Genomic DNA, 17,373 nt, shown 5'->3' with positions numbered 1-17,373 from the left:
CGAGAAACCGGACCGCCGAATGTCGAAGGTTCGCCTCCCGGCCACCGGGCGGCATCGTTTAAGACATGAGGCCTGCAACAGGGCCTATGATCGATTTTGGGAGGATTTTATAATGACCAACCGGCGCTTTCAATCGACCCTGTTCGCACTGCTCGGCGGGGCCGCGACATTCGCGGCGCCCGCGGCAACGGCACAGACGTCGTCCGAAACGATACCGGGCGAAATCGTCGTGACCGCCCAGCGGCGTGCCGAAAAGCTCCAGGACGTGCCGATTTCGATCACCGCCTTCGGTTCGGAGCAGATCAAGGAGCAGCGCCTGACCGGGGCAGCCGATCTCGTCGGCGTCGTTCCCAACCTGCAGTCGACATCGACTTCGGGCGATGCGACGCCGATTTTCTCGCTGCGCGGGATTTCAATGTCCGATTACAGCTTTAACCAGTCGGGCCCTGTCGCGACCTATTTCGACGAAGTATATCGGGGCAACATCGCCCTGCTGGGGGTTTCGATGTTCGACCTCGAACGGGTCGAAGTGCTGCGCGGTCCGCAAGGGACGCTCTATGGCAAGAATACGACCGGGGGAGCGATCAATTTCATTTCGCGGGTCCCGACGTTCGAGACGGCTGGCAATCTGAGCGTCGGCGTCGGAAATTACGATCGCCACGAAGCATCGGGCGCCGTTCAAACCGCCCTCGGCGACACGCTTGCGGCGCGCGTCGCCTTTACCTTTGCGCGCGCCGATGGAACGTTCCACAATCTTCTGGCGGGTCAGCCCGACCCGGACTCGGTCAGGGAATATGGAATTCGCGGAACGCTGCTCTTCGAACCTTCCGATGACGTCAAATTTGTCCTGCGCGCTGCTACCAGCCTTCAAAATCCCTGGAATTATGGCCTGTATGCGGAGCCCACGGCTGCCGGCATCGGCGGAGGCGTCTACAGCCAGTTTCACGCGATCGATCCGGTCGCCTATCCGCTCACCGACTATTTTCGGACCGGCCTCGACCCGCGTGAACTCGAAGCCAATGCGATCTCGCGTCGCCGCAACCGGACCTATTCGCTCTCGCTGACCGGCAATGTCGCGCTTGGAAGCGATCTGACGCTGACGTCGATCAGCAGCTGGAACCGGGGAACGCTGTTCAGCGCCGAGGACGGCGATACCAGCCCGCTCAAGGTGATCGAGATCGAATATTTCGGGAAGGCGACCCAGCTGGCGCAGGATTTGCGGATTTCCAGCGACTTTGGCGGCCCGTTCAACTTCATTCTCGGCGCCTATTATGACGAAGAGAAGGTCTATAATCGCACCTTATTCCCATTTTATCAGGATCTCGACGTCGACGGCAACGGCAGCCTGAACGGCGACGACTGCCTGGCGGGCTTTCCGCTCGCCTGCCAGATCCGGAACAGCTTCGATCAGAAAAAGTCGAGCCTGGCGGTCTATTCGGATTTCCGCTTCACGATCGGCGAGGCCCTCACGCTGCGCGGCGGGCTGCGCTATACCCACGACAAGGGCGACCTTCGGAATTTCATCAGTCAGGCGATCGGTCCCGACGACGTCACGCTGATCAACCTCATTCCCGGCAGCTCCACCGATCTCGATGCGACAACCGGCCTTGCGTTTCGCAAGGACAATGTGTCGGGCAAGATCGGCGTCGATTATCAGGCGGGGCGCGACGTCCTGCTCTATGCCAGCTACAGTCGCGGCTATCGTGGCAGTGCGTTCAACGCCCAAGCCCTGTTCGATCCGAGCGAGCTCACTATCGCGAAGCCCGAAACAATCGATTCCTACGAGGCCGGGTTCAAATCCCAGCTCTTCGACCGCATGCTGCAGCTCAATGGCGCGCTGTTCTATTATGGCTACAAGAATCAGCAGTTCATCGATATCGACCCGGTCAGCGCGGCGCAGCGCCTGGTCAATCTTCCCCGATCGCGCATCATCGGCGCCGAACTCGAACTGGTGGCGCGCCCGACCGACGGGCTGCAACTGAACGGCAGTATCGGCCTTCTCGACACGAAAGTGAAGGAGGGAACGCTGCAAGGCGTATCGATCGTCGGCAATGAGCTGGCGAACGCGCCGCGGTTCAGTGCCTCGTTCGGGGCGAACTGGAAGATGATCGAAATGGCACCCGGCAGCATCCATCTCCATGTCGATGGCCATTATTCTTCGAAGCAATGGTTCGAGCTTCAGAACATGAGCCACTTGCGCCAGAAACCCTACACGCTCGTCAACGGCTCGATCTCGTTCGAAAGCGCCGACGACAAATGGAAACTCTCCATCTGGGGAAAGAATATCTTCGACAAATTCTACTACACGTCGCGGCTCGACGTTTCCAATTTCGGTTTCATCACCAATCACATCGGAGCGCCACGGACCTACGGGGTGTCGCTGGATTACAAGTTCTGACGCGAGCCGTCGGGCCGGGACTCGGGTGCGTTCGCGACCGGTTCCCGGCTCTTCTCGGCGATAGACCCGCGCGGCAGCAAACAGCGATTTGAACTTCCGGCGGCGATCGGGAATTAAATGCGACTGGACATATCGCCGCAACGAGGGCGATCATGACAGGTCTTTCCGATGGGGCAAAACGAGAGAGACTGGGCTGGCCGCGTCGACGCTGCGGCCCCGGTTACTCGGTGCTTCCCCATTCCTGTCTTCCACGGCGGGGTGTTTTCGATGTTTCCGCGCCAGGCTGCGGTCATCGCGGTCCTGCCACCGGCATTCTCGCAAAACGAACCAATTTTTTTGGAAAGCAGGCCAGCGGCGATGCCAATATATTTTAGACTTGAAATAGATCGGTTCGGCGATATATTTCAAGCTTGAACAATCAAGGTGAGTGGGATGCGGATCGGATGTGTCGGAGCAGGACCTGCGGGACTCTATTTCGCTATCTCGATGAAATTGCGGAATCCCGCCCACGACATAACGGTGTTCGAGCGCAACCGTGCCGGCGATACCTTTGGCTGGGGCGTGGTCTTTTCCGACCAGACCATGGAGCATCTGCAATCCAATGATCCGCTAAGCGCCCGGACGATGGCCGACGAACTGGCGCATTGGGACGATATCGCGGTCCATATCGACGACGGCGAGCGCAATGTCAGCACGCGCTCGGGCGGCCATGGTTTCATTGGGATCGGACGCAAGCGGCTGCTCGCGATACTGCAGGACCGCGCCAGCGAACTGGGCGTGAAGCTCGTATTCAACGTGGAGGTGGAGCCCGATAGCGATTTCCTGGCGGACTTCGACCTGGTGATTGCCGCCGACGGCGTGAACAGCAAGCTGCGCCGTAAATTCGATGCGAACTTCCAGGCCGACATCGACATGAAGCGGAACAAGTTCGTCTGGCTAGGGACGCACCAGCGTTTCGACGCGTTCAACTTCATTTTCAAGCAAACGCGCTTCGGCTGGATTTGGGCGCATGCCTATCAGTTCGACAAGGACACAGCGACCTTCATCGTCGAATGCTCGCCCGAAACATACGAACGGGCCGGTTTTGCCACGATGAGCCAGGACGAGTCCTGCCGGCTCTGCGAAGAGATCTTCGCCGATCATCTGGACGGCCATGAACTGATGACCAACGCCGGCCATATCCGGGGTTCGGCATGGATCAATTTTCCCCGCGTCATCTGCGGCAACTGGAGCCACGACAATATCGTCCTGCTCGGCGATGCCGCGCACACGGCGCATTTCTCGATCGGATCGGGAACCAAGCTCGCGCTCGAGGATGCGATCAAGCTGGCCGAGGTCATGAATCGTCCCGGACTTGACCAGCGCGAAGGGCTGGCGAGCGCGCTCAAGGATTATCTCGACGAGCGCCAGCTCGAGGTCGTCAAGCTGCAGAATGCGGCGCGCAATTCCACCGAATGGTTCGAGAATCTCGATCGCTATCTCAAGATGGATCCGATCCAGTTCACTTACACGCTCCTCACGCGCAGCCAGCGGGTGAGCCACGAGAATCTGCGCCTGCGTGATCCCGCATGGCTCGCCGAACTCGAAAAGACCCTCGCTGAAGCAGCGTTCGGGCGCGCGCTGGATGCACCCGTGCCGCCGATGTTCACGCCCTTCAAGCTTCGCGACATGATCCTGCCCAACCGGATCGTGATGTCGCCCATGGCCATGTATTCGGCCCGGGACGGCGTGCCGGACAAGTTCCACCTCGTTCATTATGGGGCTCGCGCCCTCGGCGGCGCCGGGCTCGTGGTCACCGAGATGACCTGCGTCTCGCCCGAAGGGCGTATCACCCCTGGCTGTACCGGACTCTGGAACGACAAGCAGGCTGCCGCCTGGCGCGAGATCACGGACTTCTTTCATCAAATTCCCGGGGCGCACATCGCTGTGCAGATCGGGCACAGCGGTTCGAAAGGGTCGACACGCGTTGCGTGGGAGGGCATCGACAAGCCGCTCGAAACGGGCAACTGGCGTGTCGAGGCGCCGTCCGATATTCCCTATTCGTCCGAAAGTCAGATCCCCGTCGCGCTGACGCGCAGGCGGATGGACGAAATCCGCGAGCAATTTGTCGACGCGACACGGCGCGCGGACGAGGCCGGGTTCGACATGGTCGAGCTTCATTGCGGCCACGGCTATCTGCTCTCGGGATTCATCAGCCCGACGCAGAACCGGCGCACGGATGAATATGGCGGCAGTCTTGAGAACCGGTTGCGCTATCCGCTCGAGGTCTTCCACGCAATGCGCGCCATCTGGCCCGAAGAAAAGCCGATGTCGGTGCGCATCTCGGCGCATGACTGGGTCGGCGAGGACGGGGTCACGCCCGATGAAGCGGTCCTGATCGCGCGCGCTTTCAAGGAAGCGGGCGTCGATCTGATCGACGTATCCTCGGGGCAGGTAACCAAGGACGAAAAACCGGTCTATGGCCGGATGTTCCAGACACCCTTCTCCGACCAGATCCGCAACGAACTCGATGTCGCGACGATGGCGGTGGGCAATATCTGGGAAGTCGATCATGTGAACTCGATCATCGCGGCGGGCCGCGCGGATCTTTGCGCGATGGGCCGCCCGCACCAGATGGATCCCAACTGGACGCTGCACGCGGCGGCGCAGCTGCAGCTGAAGGAGGCTCCCGTGCCGGTTCAATATCAGAGCGGCTATTTCCAGCTTGCGCTGAACACGCGGCGCGCCGCGCAGATGGCGGCGTCGCGGTGAGCGCAACCGGCAATCATGCGCTGGTGACGGGCGGCGGCAGCGGCATCGGCCGCGCGATCGCTCTCGCGCTCGCCGATGCCGGTTGGCGCGTCACGATCCTGGGACGCAATCCGGATCGGCTCGAAGCGGTCCGCGCCGAACGGCCAGCCATTCTCGCGCTGGTGTGCGATGTCGCCGATGAGGGCGCGGTGGCCCAGAGCGTCGCGAAGGCGGCTGAGCTCAACGGTCCGGTCGCAGCCTTGGTCAATTGTGCGGGCGTCGCCCGGACCGCGCCGTTCGAAAAGACCGATGCCGAGACGTGGGATCTGCTGTGGCGGACCAATGTGATGGGGGCCGTCCACGCCGCGCGCGCGGTGCTGCCGGGGATGCGGGCGCTCCCCGCTGGCCGCATCGTCAATATCGCCAGCACAGCGTCGCTCAAGGGCTATGCCTATGTGAGTGCTTACACCGCGACGAAACACGCCCTTCTTGGCATGACGCGCGCGCTCGCGCTCGAACTTGCGCGGACCACGATCACCGTCAATGCGGTGTGTCCGGGCTACACCGACACCGACATCATCCGTGACGCGGTCGGAAATATCGTCGCCAAGACGGGCCGCAGCGAGGCCGAGGCGCTCGAGACATTCACCAAGACAAATCCGCAGGGCCGACTGATCGATCCTGCCGAGGTCGCGAATACGGTGCTTTGGCTTCTGTCCGATGGCGCGCGCTCGGTCACGGGCCAGGCGACCGTCGTCGCCGGTGGAGAAATCATGTGAAAGGGAAGCCGATGTTCGATCCAGCAAGCTACGAGCCCGACCATTTCGTTTTCAGCTTTGCCGACAAGGTGGCGACGATCACGCTCAACCGGCCCGAGCGGAAGAACCCGCTCACCTTCGACTCCTATGCCGAACTGCGCGATCTGTTCCGCGATCTGGCCTACGCGCCCGCCGTCAAGGCGGTGATCCTGACCGGGGCGGGCGGCAATTTTTGCTCGGGCGGTGACGTGCACGAGATCATCGGCCCGTTGACCAATATGGACATGCCCGAACTGCTCGCCTTCACGCGCATGACAGGCGATCTGGTCAAGGCAATCCGCCGCTGTCCACAGCCGGTGATTGCGGCCATCGACGGCGTCTGCGCGGGGGCAGGGGCGATTTTGGCAATGGCCTCCGATATTCGGTTCGCGACGCCGGCCGCAAAGACCGCCTTTCTCTTCACCCGCGTTGGCCTCGCCGGCGCCGATATGGGGGCCTGCGCGATCCTGCCGCGCATCATTGGCCAGACGCGAGCCGCCGACCTGTTGTTCAGCGGCCGCTCGATGTCGGCTGAGGAGGGGGAGCGCTGGGGCTTTTTCAACCGCGTGGTCGCGGCCGACGCGGTGCTCGCGGAGGCGCAGGCCTACGCCGCGATGCTCGTCGCGGGGCCGACGTTCGCGCATGGCATGACCAAGAACCAGATGGAGATGGAATGGGCGATGCCGATCGATACCGCGATCGAAGCCGAAGCTCAGGCGCAGGCGATCTGCATGCAGACGAAAGACTTCGAGCGCGCCTACCACGCGTTCGCCGCGAAACAGAAACCGGTGTTCGAGGGGAACTGACATGGCCGACGCAAGCTTTATAACCTGGCCCTTCTTCGAAGAGCGCCACCGGGAGCATTTCACGGCCCTGTCGGACTGGTGCAGAGCGAAGGATGCCGAGCTCCATCACGAAAGCGCCGATGTCGATGTCGATTGCCGCCGGCTCGTTCGCCTGCTGGGCGGCGCGGGTTGGCTGCGCGACACCGTGCCGGCGGCCTATGGCGGCACCTCGCCCACGCTCGACGTGCGAACGCTGTGCCTGACCCGGATGACGCTCGGATACCATTCCGGGCTCGCCGACTTCGCATTCGCCATGCAGGGGCTTGGGACAGGCGCCATCAGCCTGTTCGGCAGCGAAGCGGTCAAGCAAGCCTATTTGCCGAAGGTTGCGACCGGCGAGATGATCGCCGGCTTTGCGCTATCGGAGAAGGAGGCGGGCTCCGACGTGGCGGCCATGAGCGCGACCGCCGAACGCGTTGCGGGCGGCTGGCGCATTAATGGCGAGAAGACCTGGATTTCGAACGGAACGATTGCGGACATCCTTACTGTTTTCGCGCGCAGCGGCGAGGCGCCCGGCGCTCGCGGTCTCTCCGCCTTTGCCTTCCCGACCGCGACCGAGGGCTTTTCCGTCGTCGAGCGGATCGATGTCATCGCACCGCATCCGCTTGCGACCCTGCGGTTCGACAATTGCTTCATTCCCGACGATCATCTGATCGGCGAGGCCGGCGATGGTTTCAAGATCGCAATGGCCACGCTCGATGTCTTCCGCTCCACCGTCGCCGGTGCGGCGCTGGGGTTCGCCCGGCGCGCCACCGACGAGGCGCTGGACCGGGCGACATCGCGTCAGTTGTTTGGTGCGCCGCTGTCCGATCTGCAGCTGACCCAGGCGTCGCTGGCGGACATGGCGTTGGGCAACGATGCGAGCGCATTGCTGATCTTCCGCGCGGCGTGGGCGAAGGACCTCGGCCAGGCGCGCGTCACGCGCGAGGCGGCGATGGCGAAGCTTTACGCCACCGATACCGCGCAGCTGACCATCGACAAGGCCGTGCAGCTGTTCGGCGGCGCGGGCGTGGTCAGCGGAAATATGGTCGAGCGGCTCTACCGGGAAATCCGTGCGTTGCGGATCTATGAGGGCGCGAGCGAAGTCCAGAAAGTGGTGATTGCGCGGGCCGCGATCGCCGCGGCGCAGGAGCAACGCGCATGAGAATTCTCCAGCCCGCCGGATGGCCGCGGCCCAAAGGCTATTCAAACGGGATCGAGGTGCGGGGGCGGCAGATCTTCATCGCGGGTCTCATCGGCTGGACGGCCGAGGAGATTTTCGAGGCGAAGGATCTGGCCGGGCAGTTCGAGCAGTTGCTGCGCAATCTGGTCGCCATCCTGGCGGAAGCCGACGCCCGGCCCGAGCATGTCGTGCGCATGACCTGGTACATCACCGACAAGCAGGCCTATTTGAAGAATGGCCGGCGGATCGGCGAGATTTATCGCGAGGTCATGGGGCGTGTCTATCCGACCATGGCGGTCGTTCAGGTGGTGGCGCTGATGGAAGACGAGGCGAAGATCGAAATCGAAGTGACCGCCGTCGTTCCCGACTGATGTCTTTCGGCGGGCAGAGGATGCCGGCCTTGAATCGAGGATTGCTATGAGTGAGATGAGCCGGTTCGACTGGGCGGACCCTTTTTTCCTGGACGATCAGCTCACCGACGACGAGCGGATGATCAGGGATGCCGCGCGTGCCTATGCGCAGGAGCGGCTGCAGCCGCGTGTTATCGAAGCCTATGCCAAGGAGCATACTGATCCCGAAATATTCAGGGAAATGGGGGCCCAGGGTCTGCTCGGCGTGACGGTGCCGGACACTTATGGCGGCGCGGGCGCATCCTATGTGGCCTATGGTCTCGTCGCGCGCGAGGTCGAGCGCGTCGATAGCGGATACCGCTCAATGATGTCGGTGCAGTCGAGCCTCGTGATGTACCCCATCTATGCCTATGGATCCGAAGCGCAGAAGGAGCGCTATTTGCCGAAACTGGCCGCGGGTGAATGGATTGGCTGCTTCGGCCTCACCGAACCCGACGCTGGCTCGGATCCGTCGGGAATGCGGACAAGGGCGGTCAAGACCGACGGCGGCTACCGGCTCAACGGCAACAAGACCTGGATTTCCAATTCGCCGATCGCCGATGTTTTCGTGATCTGGGCCAGATCGGATGCCCATGACGATCAAATCCGCGGCTTTGTGGTAGAAAAGGGAAGCAAGGGCCTTTCCGCCCCGAAGATCGAAGGCAAGCTGTCGCTCCGCGCGTCGATCACCGGAATGATCAATCTCGACGACGTCGAAGTCGGCGAAGATGCACTGCTTCCCGGCGTGCAGGGTCTCAAGGGACCCTTCGGCTGTCTCAACCGCGCGCGCTATGGGATCAGCTGGGGTGCGATCGGCGCAGCCGAATTCTGTCTCGTCGCCGCACGCCAATATGGTCTCGATCGCAAGCAGTTTGGCCGGCCTCTAGCCGCTACCCAGCTCTATCAAAAGAAGCTCGCCGATATGATGAGCGATATTGCGCTCGGCCTGCAGGCGAGTCTCCGGGTCGGGCGCTTGATGGACGAAGGGCGCTTTGCACCCGAGATGGTTTCGATCGTCAAGCGCAACAATGTCGGCAAGGCGCTCGACATCGCGCGGACGGCACGCGACATGCACGGCGGTAACGGGATTTCGGAGGAGTATCAGGTCATCCGGCATATGATGAATCTCGAGACCGTTAATACTTACGAAGGCGCGCACGATGTCCATGCGCTCATTCTCGGACGGGCGCTGACCGACATCGCCGCATTCTGATCGAACGGATCCAGCATCAGCCGGTTGATTGGCGGTCGCGGGCGCCCGCATGGGACCAGAAGTTGATCGAAGGACCAGCCTGCCTTTTGGTGCGCGGTTTACCCGGCAGCCGCGGTGATGGCCGACCGGCCCGCGAACGCCCGGCTTTGGTGGACGAGCCAAACTTGCCTCGTCCCACCGAGTTCGACGGTCTCGTGACAGCTTCGGCCGTGCTACTTCTCTAATCTCAAAAAGCGCGCGGCATTATTGTAGAGTATGTCGCGCTTTTGCTCGGCGGTAAGGAAGTCTGCACTCTGAATCTCCTCGACCGACGCGGCGACGCCTTCGGGCCATAGCATCTGATCCGAACCGAACATGATCCGCTTGCCGAAGCCGGCATCGACCAACAGCTTGAGATAGCGGTAGAATTCGGCGCGCGGTACGATCCAACCAATCGCCGCCGTGTCAACATAGACCTGGGGATGCGCCTGCATGAGCGCGATCATCCGTTCGCCCATTGGATAGCCCGCATGGTTCACATAGATGCGCATGCGCGGATGCCGCAGAAGAACCTCTTCCAATAGCAGCGGGTCGCCCAGGCTCGCGCGGTAATCGGGCATGCCGAAATAGGCGAGACCGGCCGCATTGGGACCGACATGCATGGAGAAGGGGATATCGAGCTCCTCCGCCAGGGCATAATAGGGTTCGAGTCTGGGATCGTTGGGCGCTATTCCGACAAGTTGCACGGCGACCTCGCCCAGGGCCTGCATTTGTCCCGTGGCATGGAGCGCGCGCAATTCTTCGACGGGCGGAAGTTTTCCCGGCCCGAAGTGAAAGCCTGGGATGATCCGGTCGGGCGCCTGCTTATGCCATTGTGCGACGACATCCGCATCGCCGCTGGTCACAGCGACGATGTTCAGGCGTTCGAGTTCGGCTATGGTGCGCTTGCGCAATTCCTCGGAATTGAGCACCGATTTGAACTTGCGCTGGCATTCGGGATTGCCGCCATAGGCGTCCATATAGCGTTCGATCGGTTCGCCCGGATCGCGCGCCGGCCAATTTTCATAAGGCGCGCACGTCATTTGGGACGCCTTGTAAAGATTCTCGTTGTCGTTCAGCTGCTTCTCTGCCGGTTGGTGGGCATCGGGCGCATAGGCATGCAAATGCACGTCGATGATCGGGAGCGGCGCAGCCGGCTCGGCAAGGGCGGGAGAAGCTGCCAAAAGGAGAAGGGACGATAACCAATATCGCGTCTTGCGCGTACAACCACTCATCATTGTCGTTTTCCTGTTCGCGATTGAATCTGGGGATTGCGCCACTCGGTTCATTGAAGTCCGAACGCCTCAACGACCTGGTCAATGATCTCTTCCTGGTGCGGCAGGAGCATGAGGTCGGGGCAATCGGCGACAAGGGGATCGAAGGGATCTTCGACGCCGGTGGCGATTCCGCTCAGTTCTTCAACGACCGCAAGCGCCGAAAACAGCGTCGCGGTCGGATTATATCCACCTTCATGCTCGAAAATAATGCGCCCGGCGCATAATGTCGCGGCCGCATCGATCAGCATCCTCGACATCGTCCGGAACGCGTCGGTCGTGACGATCATCCGCCCGGTAACGTCGAAGGACCCCGCGTCATAGCCGGCCGCGACAAGGATCAAATCGGGCTTGAAGCGATGCAGCGCCGGCACGATCGCGCGTTCGAACGCGCTGATGAAGGCGCCATTTCCCGAGCCGGCAGGCAGGGGGATATTGATATTGGCGCCGTCGCCCGCACCTTCGCCGCGTTCGCTGACTTCGCCCTTCAGCGTAAACCAGCCACGCTGGTGGATCGATATGGTGAGGACCGACGGATCGTCGTAAAAGGCTTCCTGCGCGCCATTCCCGTGGTGGACGTCGAAGTCGACGATAGCGACGCGGGCTACGCCCCGTACCCGCCGGGCGTGATGGGCCGCAATGACGACATTTCCGAAAATGCAGTTGCCCAGACCTTGATGCGCCTGCGCATGATGACCCGGCGGGTAGAGCAAGGCATAGGCATTATCGACCTTGCCATCGAGGACATGATCGACCGTTTCAAGGAGCGCGCCAGCCGCCCTCCTTGCGATTTCGAACGTATCGGCTCCGAACGGGACATAGGGCCCGGCCATGCCGCCCATCCCCTTCGATCCTTCGCGGACCAGCGCCATATGGTCCGCCGTGTGGAAGTAGCAGAGTTCTTCCTCGGTCGCGGGGCGGGATTTAATCGGAACCAATTGTTCCGTCAGGCCGCTGCGGTCCATGAGGTTTTTAAGCCGGCGCTTGGGTTCGGGGTTGTCGACCATCCCATGCGGTTCGACCCACCCGCCCGCGAGGACCAGGCCACCGCCGCGCCCCGTATTGTGCCACATGAACCATTCGTCCCAGGCAAATCCTGTGCGGGGACGTTCGTCGCGATGGTCATTGCTGTTCGTTTGCATTTCAACCCTCTGTTTTCTGGCTGTGGTCAATCTTCAGAATTTGACGCCGAGGCGGGCATACCATTCGGCGGGCGAGCTCCAGCTGCCGAATATGCCGCCTGCGATCTGCGTAAGACCCGTGACGATGTAGCGTTCGCCCGTCAGATTGGTGACCCCGACGGTGACATCCCAATTGGTGCTGGGGGCGCGATACGAGATGCTGGCATTGACGATATCGGTGGAATTGCGGCGCAGAAGGAAGGTCCGCTCGGTGTCGTTCCATTGCCTGGACGTCCAGGTATAGTCGGCGACCAGAACGATCGAACCCTTGTCGCCAAGCTCCAATTCGTACCGCGGGCTGATGTTCGCTTTCCAGTCGGGCGTCTTGGGCAGCGGCGCACCTTTGAACACCCCGGCCTGCAACGGATTGGGGGCGACCGCAGCGGCCGGCGCCACGGATGTGAAGGAGGCATCGACATAGCCGAGCGCACCGGTAATCGTCAGCCCGGTCACCGGGGCGGCGACCACCTCAAGTTCAAAGCCCCTGATCCGCGCATCGCCGGCATTCTCGATCGTCGGCGAGATCCCCTGCTGGAAGTTCAGCTGGATGCCGTCATATCGCGTCGTGAACGCTGCTGCGTTGATCTGCAATCGCCGGTCAAGCAACATCGATTTGATGCCGACTTCCCAGCTTTCGGCCTTTTCTTCACCGAAGTCGGGAGCGAAGGGTAGTGGATTGGTAAGACGTGTTGACCATCCGCCGGTCTTGTACCCGCGCGACCAGCTTCCGTAGATCATGACATCGTCGCTCGGGTGCAGTTGGACACCGAGTTTGGGCGAGAAATTGGTGAAGGTCCGGCGCTGTTCTTCGGGAACATAATAGCGCAGCGGTTGGGTCGGATCGGGAAAGCCGAGCGCTGTCGAGCAAGGATCGCCATAAACCGGGCAATTGAACAATTTATAATTGAAGCCGTTCAGATCATAGATTCCGCCGGTGAAGCGCTTGCTTTCATGCGTGTAGCGCGCGCCGGCGGTGAAGCTGATCAGATCGTTCAAACGCCAGTCGACCTGACCGAAAAAGGCATAGTTGGTCGTCGCCAGATCATTGGGTGCCCCGATCTGGAGAAGGCCTTCGCCGAGGATGACATAATCCTCCATGCGGCCCTTTTCCTTGAAGTAGTAGCCGCCGAGAACATAGTTCAGGCGCTTGTCGAGCGCCTCGCCGATCAGCTGCACCTCCTGGCTGACCTGCCACTGCCGCAGCGAAAAAGAGTTTTCGAGCATCTGGAGCGGCGAGTTGTCGAGATCGATTCCGGAACGCCATTCAAGGTCGCGGTATCCGGTGATGGATTTCAGCTGGACGGCATCGCTCAGATCAAATTCGATCGTGTTCGCGATTCCCCAGGACTTCATCTTCGAAAAGTTGATGCCCGTTGCATAGCTTTTGTCCTTGTCGGTGCTGAGCCATCGCGCATCATAGGGCAGGCGATCGTTGGATGGATCGGCATCGACATTCACGCTGGCAAAGGCCGGCAGCGTTTCGGACGGATTGAGAGGCGTTCCGCGGGGACCGCACAGCGCGGCGGCATTGCGCGCGGCGATTTCGCCGGGGCTCGAGCCAATGCAGAAATTATAGAGGCCCGCGTGAAAAAATCCGGTGGTGGCGGTGGGATCGAGTGCGGTTCCGGGGATGCTTGCCGTGCCCGCGAACGGTCCGGGGACATCGGACAGGACCGCCAGCATGCTGCTCGGCATGGCCGATTGGTCCATCTTCATATAGTCGCCCGTTAGCCGCATCTTGAGCCGGTCGGTGGCTTCCCACACTAGCTTGCCGCGAAGCGACCATTCGTCCTGCCCGCCGCCGCGCGTCGGCGCGTCATAGCCGGTGTGACGGAACGCCGTCAGCGGCTCGACGTCAAACTGAGCGACGCCGGGATAAGGGGTGCGCTTTTGGTAGCCGTCGCGCTTCTTCATCGAAAACGTCACCATGGCGCTCAAGCCGTCCGTGATCGGCAGGTCGGCGGACCCGCGCACGTCGAGGCGACCGAACCGCCCGGTGGTCACATCGCCTTGAAAGGCGAATTCCTCGCCCGGATCGCGCGTCACGATCGAAATGGCGCCGCCAATCGTGTTGCGGCCGAACAAGGTTCCCTGCGGCCCCTTGAGGATCTCGATCCGTCCGACGTCGGGCAGATCCAGATTGGCGCCGACATTCCGGGCCAGATAGATCCCGTCCAGATAGACGCCGACACCGGGGTCGAGATTCATTGCAAAGTCGTTTGCGCCGATGCCGCGAATATAAGCGGCGAGGATACTGCTGGACCCTGAAAAAGGTGTTCCCGCATCGAGGCTGACGTTCGGCGTTATATTGGCGAGCTGCGACACCTCGCCGATCGTCCGCTCGCGCAACGCGTCGGAGGTGAAGACCGAAATCGCGATCGGAACATCCTGGACATTTTCATCGCGCTTCTGCGCGGTGACGATGATTTCAGCGATGCCGCCTGAAGGTTCCGCTGCCGGTTGCGCTGAAGCCGTCGTGACAGCGTCTTGCGCCTGCGCGGGCGTTCCGGTCGCCGTGGCCAGCGCGAGTGCGCTCGTGAGCATGGAATATTTCATGTTTCCCCCCTTTTATTGCTGCCGCGACCATGTCTCGACAGCGACATCCCCATTTCGCCCGCGCGGCGTCGCATGGCGCCAGCTTTGGACATTCGGCCTCAAACCATTGCGAACAATAGAGAGTCTCGGCTATGGTCCGAACGACCATGGCTGGCGGCTTCGACCGCTCCTATGCCAGCGAACCAGCGCTATTCGAGATAAGCGGACGCGTCTTGCCTCAGGGTGACGTAAAGATTGACCAGCGTTGCATTGCTTTGAGGATTGGATTGCAGGCAGCCGGGCGGCGGCGCCCGTGCGAGAAATTCACCGGGAGGTCAGACGCGGCCGCTGGTCGAAGCAGAGAGCAAGCGGCGCCCCGCGATCCGCCTCCAGCCGAACCCAGCAATCCGACGTAACCACCGATCCAAGCACATGCGATCTCTGGTCCGCGTCAATTTCAACGCCGCCGTGAAGGTCGTCGCGGCGGCCCCGGAGAAACAGAGTGGTCCCGGTGCGTGCCGGGCCGACGCCGGTTACCGGGGTGCCGCGCTCGCGCTCGAGACCAAGCGCGCGCCGAATTGCCGTCAAAACGAAGAAACGGAAGCCGACGAGCGCGGCTACGGGATTTCCGGGCAAACCGAAAAAGGGGCGCCCGTCGGGGAGCAAGGCGAACAGAATCGGCTTTCCGGGCCGCATCGCGACACCGTGAAATATGATCCGGGCGCCAATCGCCTCGAGCGCTTGGCGCACATGATCGTGGGCCCCCCCGGAGACGCCACCGGTTGATATCAACATATCGGCGCGCGGCGTATTTTCCGGGAACAGAAATCGGTCACAAAGCTGCCGCAGATCGTCGGGCACCGGCCCGGTCAACCGGTAACGCAATCCGAGCGAACGGCACATGGCGGCGATCATCGGACCGTTGCTGTCGATGCGCGCCAAAGAAGCATTGCAAGCATACGCGGTAAGCTCGGATCCGGTGGCGATGATATCGATGGACGGCGGACGCCGGACCGCAACATCCGACACGCCATAGGCAAGCAAGGCTCCGATCAGCGCAGGCGTGAGCGGTGTCCCGGCAGCCGCGACATGCCCACCGGCCGGTACGTCCTCGCCGCGCCGGCGGATGTGGCGCCCGGCCGCGACGGCCTCGGTCACTTCGAGCATCCCGCCGGCGACCCGGCACGACTCCCGGGCGACAACGGCATCGGCGCCTTCGGGGATGGGGGCGCCGGTGCTGATCGGTGCCGCGGCTCCTGCAGATAACGCCAGCGGGCTGGCTTCAGCCGGGACGTCGTCTGCGAGGGCGAGACACGCCGGCTCCGATGCGGTTGCATATCGCGTCCCCTCGCTTGCGAGGGCAAAGCCATCCATCGCCGAACAATCGAATCGGGGCGTGGCGGCGGCGGCGTTTACAGCGGCGGCGAGCACAAGCCCTTCGGCCTCGGCGTCGATCAAGATCCGCTGTGGCACGGATGGAGAAATGTTGCGCTCGATCCGGTCGAGCGCTTCAGCGACCGATATCTTGTCAGCCATGGGGACTGGCCATACGGGCCAGATCGGAAGCGCAGTTGATATTGGGGATCTCGCCGAAGCCGGCCAGTGGCGTGATGGACTCGCTCACGGCCCAAACTCGAACCGCTCTGTTGTCACCGTCTGCGAGATGGCGCTCGAGATCGCTGCCGAGACGCGTGGGCCAGAAGCCTATCACGGGGCAGGAGGCGGCATAGGCGCCCGCGGTGCGCGTCATAAGCGCTGCCAGCAGGGGGGCGGGGAGGTGCGGCCTATCGCAAGCGATCGACAGAAGGTGCGAGAATCCCAGAGCGTTCGCTCTCTGCATGGCGCCGGCGAGCGCGCCAAGTGGACCATAGCCTCGGCCCGGACGATCGGCCGAAACGGGATGCGCGGGATGAAAGCGCCCCGAGACGAACAGGATGTCACAATGAGAGCGCAGCGCGAGGATCGAGAAATCGAGAAGGGCCCGGCCCTGAAATTGCGCTACGGCCTTGTCCGAGCCGAAGCGTCGTGATCGCCCTCCAGCGAGCACGACCCCTGCGATCCGCATGGTCATGTCACCGCCGCGAGCAGCGCATCGCGCCGCGCGAGCACGCGCAGGGCAAGACCGGCGGCGGCGGCACGGTCGACCGCGAGGCGCGATGGCGCGGAGATGGTCACGAGCATCGGGCAATCGGCAAGCACTGCCTTCTCGACCAGTTCGAACGAGCAACGCGAGGAAAGCAGCGCGAACCCGCCGTTCCACGCCGAACCCGCACGCCGCATCGCGCCGATCAGCTTGTCGAACGCGTTGTGGCGGCCGACATCCTCGCGAGCCATTTGGACGGCGCCGCTTGCATTGGCCCATGCCGCGACATGGACCGCACCGGTGCGCGCGTTCAGCGGCTGGAAGCTGTCGAGCTCGCCGAGCGCGCGAAACACGGCGGTGTCGCCTGGCATGGATTTACCGGATATGGACGGCAGCGGTCGCATCGCCTGCTCGATATTTTCGATCCCGCACAGGCCGCAAGATGAGTCCGTCGCGCGATGGCGCACGCGGCCGAGCAGTGCCGCCGTCCGGTCGGCGGGCAGATTGGCGCGGGCGACGATCCCCTTGTCGGTACGATGAAGCGCGACCTCGACCACCGGATCGCCGGGAGATTGCAGCCGCTCGGAAATCAGGAATCCGGCGACGAGATCGGAAATGTCTTCCGGTGTTGCCATCAGCACCGCATAGCCGATGCCGTTGAATTCGAGCGCGACGGGCGTCTCCTCCGCGAGTTCGCGTTCGATCATTTCATGCCCGCCGTCCGGCACGATTCTCCGGAACCGCTGCG

The 17,373-nt window shown here is 62.2% G+C and carries 13 protein-coding genes; 7 read left to right on the top strand and 6 right to left on the bottom strand.

Going from position 1 to position 17,373, the window contains the following annotated elements; all coding sequences use genetic code 11:
- Window positions 1-112 precede the first annotated feature (112 nt).
- The 7 genes from ASD73_RS01545 (at window position 113) to ASD73_RS01515 (ending at window position 9,534) form a co-directional block, all read left to right on the top strand.
- Window positions 113-2,398, top strand: a complete 2,286-nt coding sequence (locus ASD73_RS01545; protein WP_056369750.1) for a TonB-dependent receptor — start codon at window positions 113-115, stop codon at window positions 2,396-2,398.
- A 432-nt stretch (window positions 2,399-2,830) separates the two neighbouring features.
- Window positions 2,831-5,149 carry a bifunctional salicylyl-CoA 5-hydroxylase/oxidoreductase gene (locus ASD73_RS01540; RefSeq protein WP_056369752.1) on the top strand — a complete coding sequence of 773 codons (2,319 nt, stop codon included), beginning with the start codon at window positions 2,831-2,833 and terminating at the stop codon, window positions 5,147-5,149.
- A complete protein-coding gene (locus ASD73_RS01535) occupies window positions 5,146-5,907 on the top strand; it encodes an SDR family NAD(P)-dependent oxidoreductase (protein ID WP_056369754.1) in 762 nt (253 codons plus the stop codon). The genes ASD73_RS01540 and ASD73_RS01535 overlap by 4 nt, the downstream gene beginning before the upstream one ends.
- 11 nt (window positions 5,908-5,918) lie before the next feature.
- Window positions 5,919-6,731, top strand: a complete 813-nt coding sequence (locus ASD73_RS01530; RefSeq protein WP_056369756.1) for an enoyl-CoA hydratase family protein — start codon at window positions 5,919-5,921, stop codon at window positions 6,729-6,731.
- A 1-nt stretch (window position 6,732) separates the two neighbouring features.
- Entirely contained in the window at window positions 6,733-7,914 is a 1,182-nt protein-coding gene (locus ASD73_RS01525; RefSeq protein WP_056369758.1) for an acyl-CoA dehydrogenase family protein, read from the top strand.
- Entirely contained in the window at window positions 7,911-8,303 is a 393-nt protein-coding gene (locus tag ASD73_RS01520; RefSeq protein WP_056369761.1) for a RidA family protein, read from the top strand. Before ASD73_RS01525 ends, ASD73_RS01520 begins: the two co-directional genes overlap by 4 nt.
- Before the next feature lie 46 nt (window positions 8,304-8,349).
- Window positions 8,350-9,534 carry an acyl-CoA dehydrogenase gene (locus tag ASD73_RS01515; RefSeq protein ID WP_056369764.1) on the top strand — a complete coding sequence of 395 codons (1,185 nt, stop codon included), beginning with the start codon at window positions 8,350-8,352 and terminating at the stop codon, window positions 9,532-9,534.
- A 212-nt stretch (window positions 9,535-9,746) separates the two neighbouring features.
- Here the strand turns inward: ASD73_RS01515 and ASD73_RS01510 are convergent, their stop codons facing one another.
- The 6 genes from ASD73_RS01510 to ASD73_RS01485 form a co-directional block, all read right to left on the bottom strand.
- Window positions 9,747-10,787, bottom strand: coding sequence for an amidohydrolase family protein (locus ASD73_RS01510; protein WP_235534168.1), 1,041 nt, complete (start codon window positions 10,785-10,787; stop codon window positions 9,747-9,749).
- 50 nt (window positions 10,788-10,837) lie between these two features.
- Window positions 10,838-11,968 carry a class II histone deacetylase gene (locus ASD73_RS01505; protein ID WP_056369768.1) on the bottom strand — a complete coding sequence of 377 codons (1,131 nt, stop codon included), beginning with the start codon at window positions 11,966-11,968 and terminating at the stop codon, window positions 10,838-10,840.
- 33 nt (window positions 11,969-12,001) lie between these two features.
- Window positions 12,002-14,563 carry a TonB-dependent receptor gene (locus tag ASD73_RS01500; RefSeq protein WP_056369770.1) on the bottom strand — a complete coding sequence of 854 codons (2,562 nt, stop codon included), beginning with the start codon at window positions 14,561-14,563 and terminating at the stop codon, window positions 12,002-12,004.
- A gap of 303 nt (window positions 14,564-14,866) precedes the next feature.
- Complete coding sequence (locus tag ASD73_RS01495; protein ID WP_056369772.1) at window positions 14,867-16,078, bottom strand: molybdopterin molybdotransferase MoeA; 1,212 nt, start codon at window positions 16,076-16,078, stop codon at window positions 14,867-14,869.
- Window positions 16,071-16,613 (bottom strand): molybdenum cofactor guanylyltransferase, encoded by a 543-nt coding sequence (gene mobA, locus ASD73_RS22095; protein ID WP_082521288.1) that lies wholly within the window; start codon window positions 16,611-16,613, stop codon window positions 16,071-16,073. The genes ASD73_RS01495 and mobA overlap by 8 nt, the downstream gene beginning before the upstream one ends.
- Entirely contained in the window at window positions 16,610-17,332 is a 723-nt protein-coding gene (locus tag ASD73_RS01485) for a formate dehydrogenase accessory sulfurtransferase FdhD (protein ID WP_082521287.1), read from the bottom strand. Before ASD73_RS01485 ends, mobA begins: the two co-directional genes overlap by 4 nt.
- Between the last annotated feature and the right edge of the window lie 41 nt (window positions 17,333-17,373).

It is taken from the genome of Sphingopyxis sp. Root154 (assembly GCF_001427105.1).
GTDB lineage: Bacteria > Pseudomonadota > Alphaproteobacteria > Sphingomonadales > Sphingomonadaceae > Sphingopyxis.
This window is presented reverse-complemented; position numbering and strand designations above follow the sequence as displayed.

What these genes read in the sequence shown, in the direction of transcription:
- ASD73_RS01545 (WP_056369750.1), top strand. Translation starts at nt 113, where the DNA reads ATGACCAACCGGCGCTTTCAATCGACCCTGTTCGCACTGCTCGGCGGG.
- ASD73_RS01540 (WP_056369752.1), top strand. Translation starts at nt 2,831, where the DNA reads ATGCGGATCGGATGTGTCGGAGCAGGACCTGCGGGACTCTATTTCGCT.
- ASD73_RS01530 (WP_056369756.1), top strand. Translation starts at nt 5,919, where the DNA reads ATGTTCGATCCAGCAAGCTACGAGCCCGACCATTTCGTTTTCAGCTTT.
- ASD73_RS01525 (WP_056369758.1), top strand. Translation starts at nt 6,733, where the DNA reads ATGGCCGACGCAAGCTTTATAACCTGGCCCTTCTTCGAAGAGCGCCAC.
- ASD73_RS01520 (WP_056369761.1), top strand. Translation starts at nt 7,911, where the DNA reads ATGAGAATTCTCCAGCCCGCCGGATGGCCGCGGCCCAAAGGCTATTCA.
- ASD73_RS01515 (WP_056369764.1), top strand. Translation starts at nt 8,350, where the DNA reads ATGAGTGAGATGAGCCGGTTCGACTGGGCGGACCCTTTTTTCCTGGAC.
- ASD73_RS01510 (WP_235534168.1), bottom strand. Translation starts at nt 10,787, where the DNA reads ATGAGTGGTTGTACGCGCAAGACGCGATATTGGTTATCGTCCCTTCTC.
- ASD73_RS01505 (WP_056369768.1), bottom strand. Translation starts at nt 11,968, where the DNA reads ATGCAAACGAACAGCAATGACCATCGCGACGAACGTCCCCGCACAGGA.
- ASD73_RS01500 (WP_056369770.1), bottom strand. Translation starts at nt 14,563, where the DNA reads ATGAAATATTCCATGCTCACGAGCGCACTCGCGCTGGCCACGGCGACC.
- ASD73_RS01495 (WP_056369772.1), bottom strand. Translation starts at nt 16,078, where the DNA reads ATGGCTGACAAGATATCGGTCGCTGAAGCGCTCGACCGGATCGAGCGC.
- mobA (WP_082521288.1), bottom strand. Translation starts at nt 16,613, where the DNA reads ATGACCATGCGGATCGCAGGGGTCGTGCTCGCTGGAGGGCGATCACGA.
- ASD73_RS01485 (WP_082521287.1), bottom strand. Translation starts at nt 17,332, where the DNA reads ATGATCGAACGCGAACTCGCGGAGGAGACGCCCGTCGCGCTCGAATTC.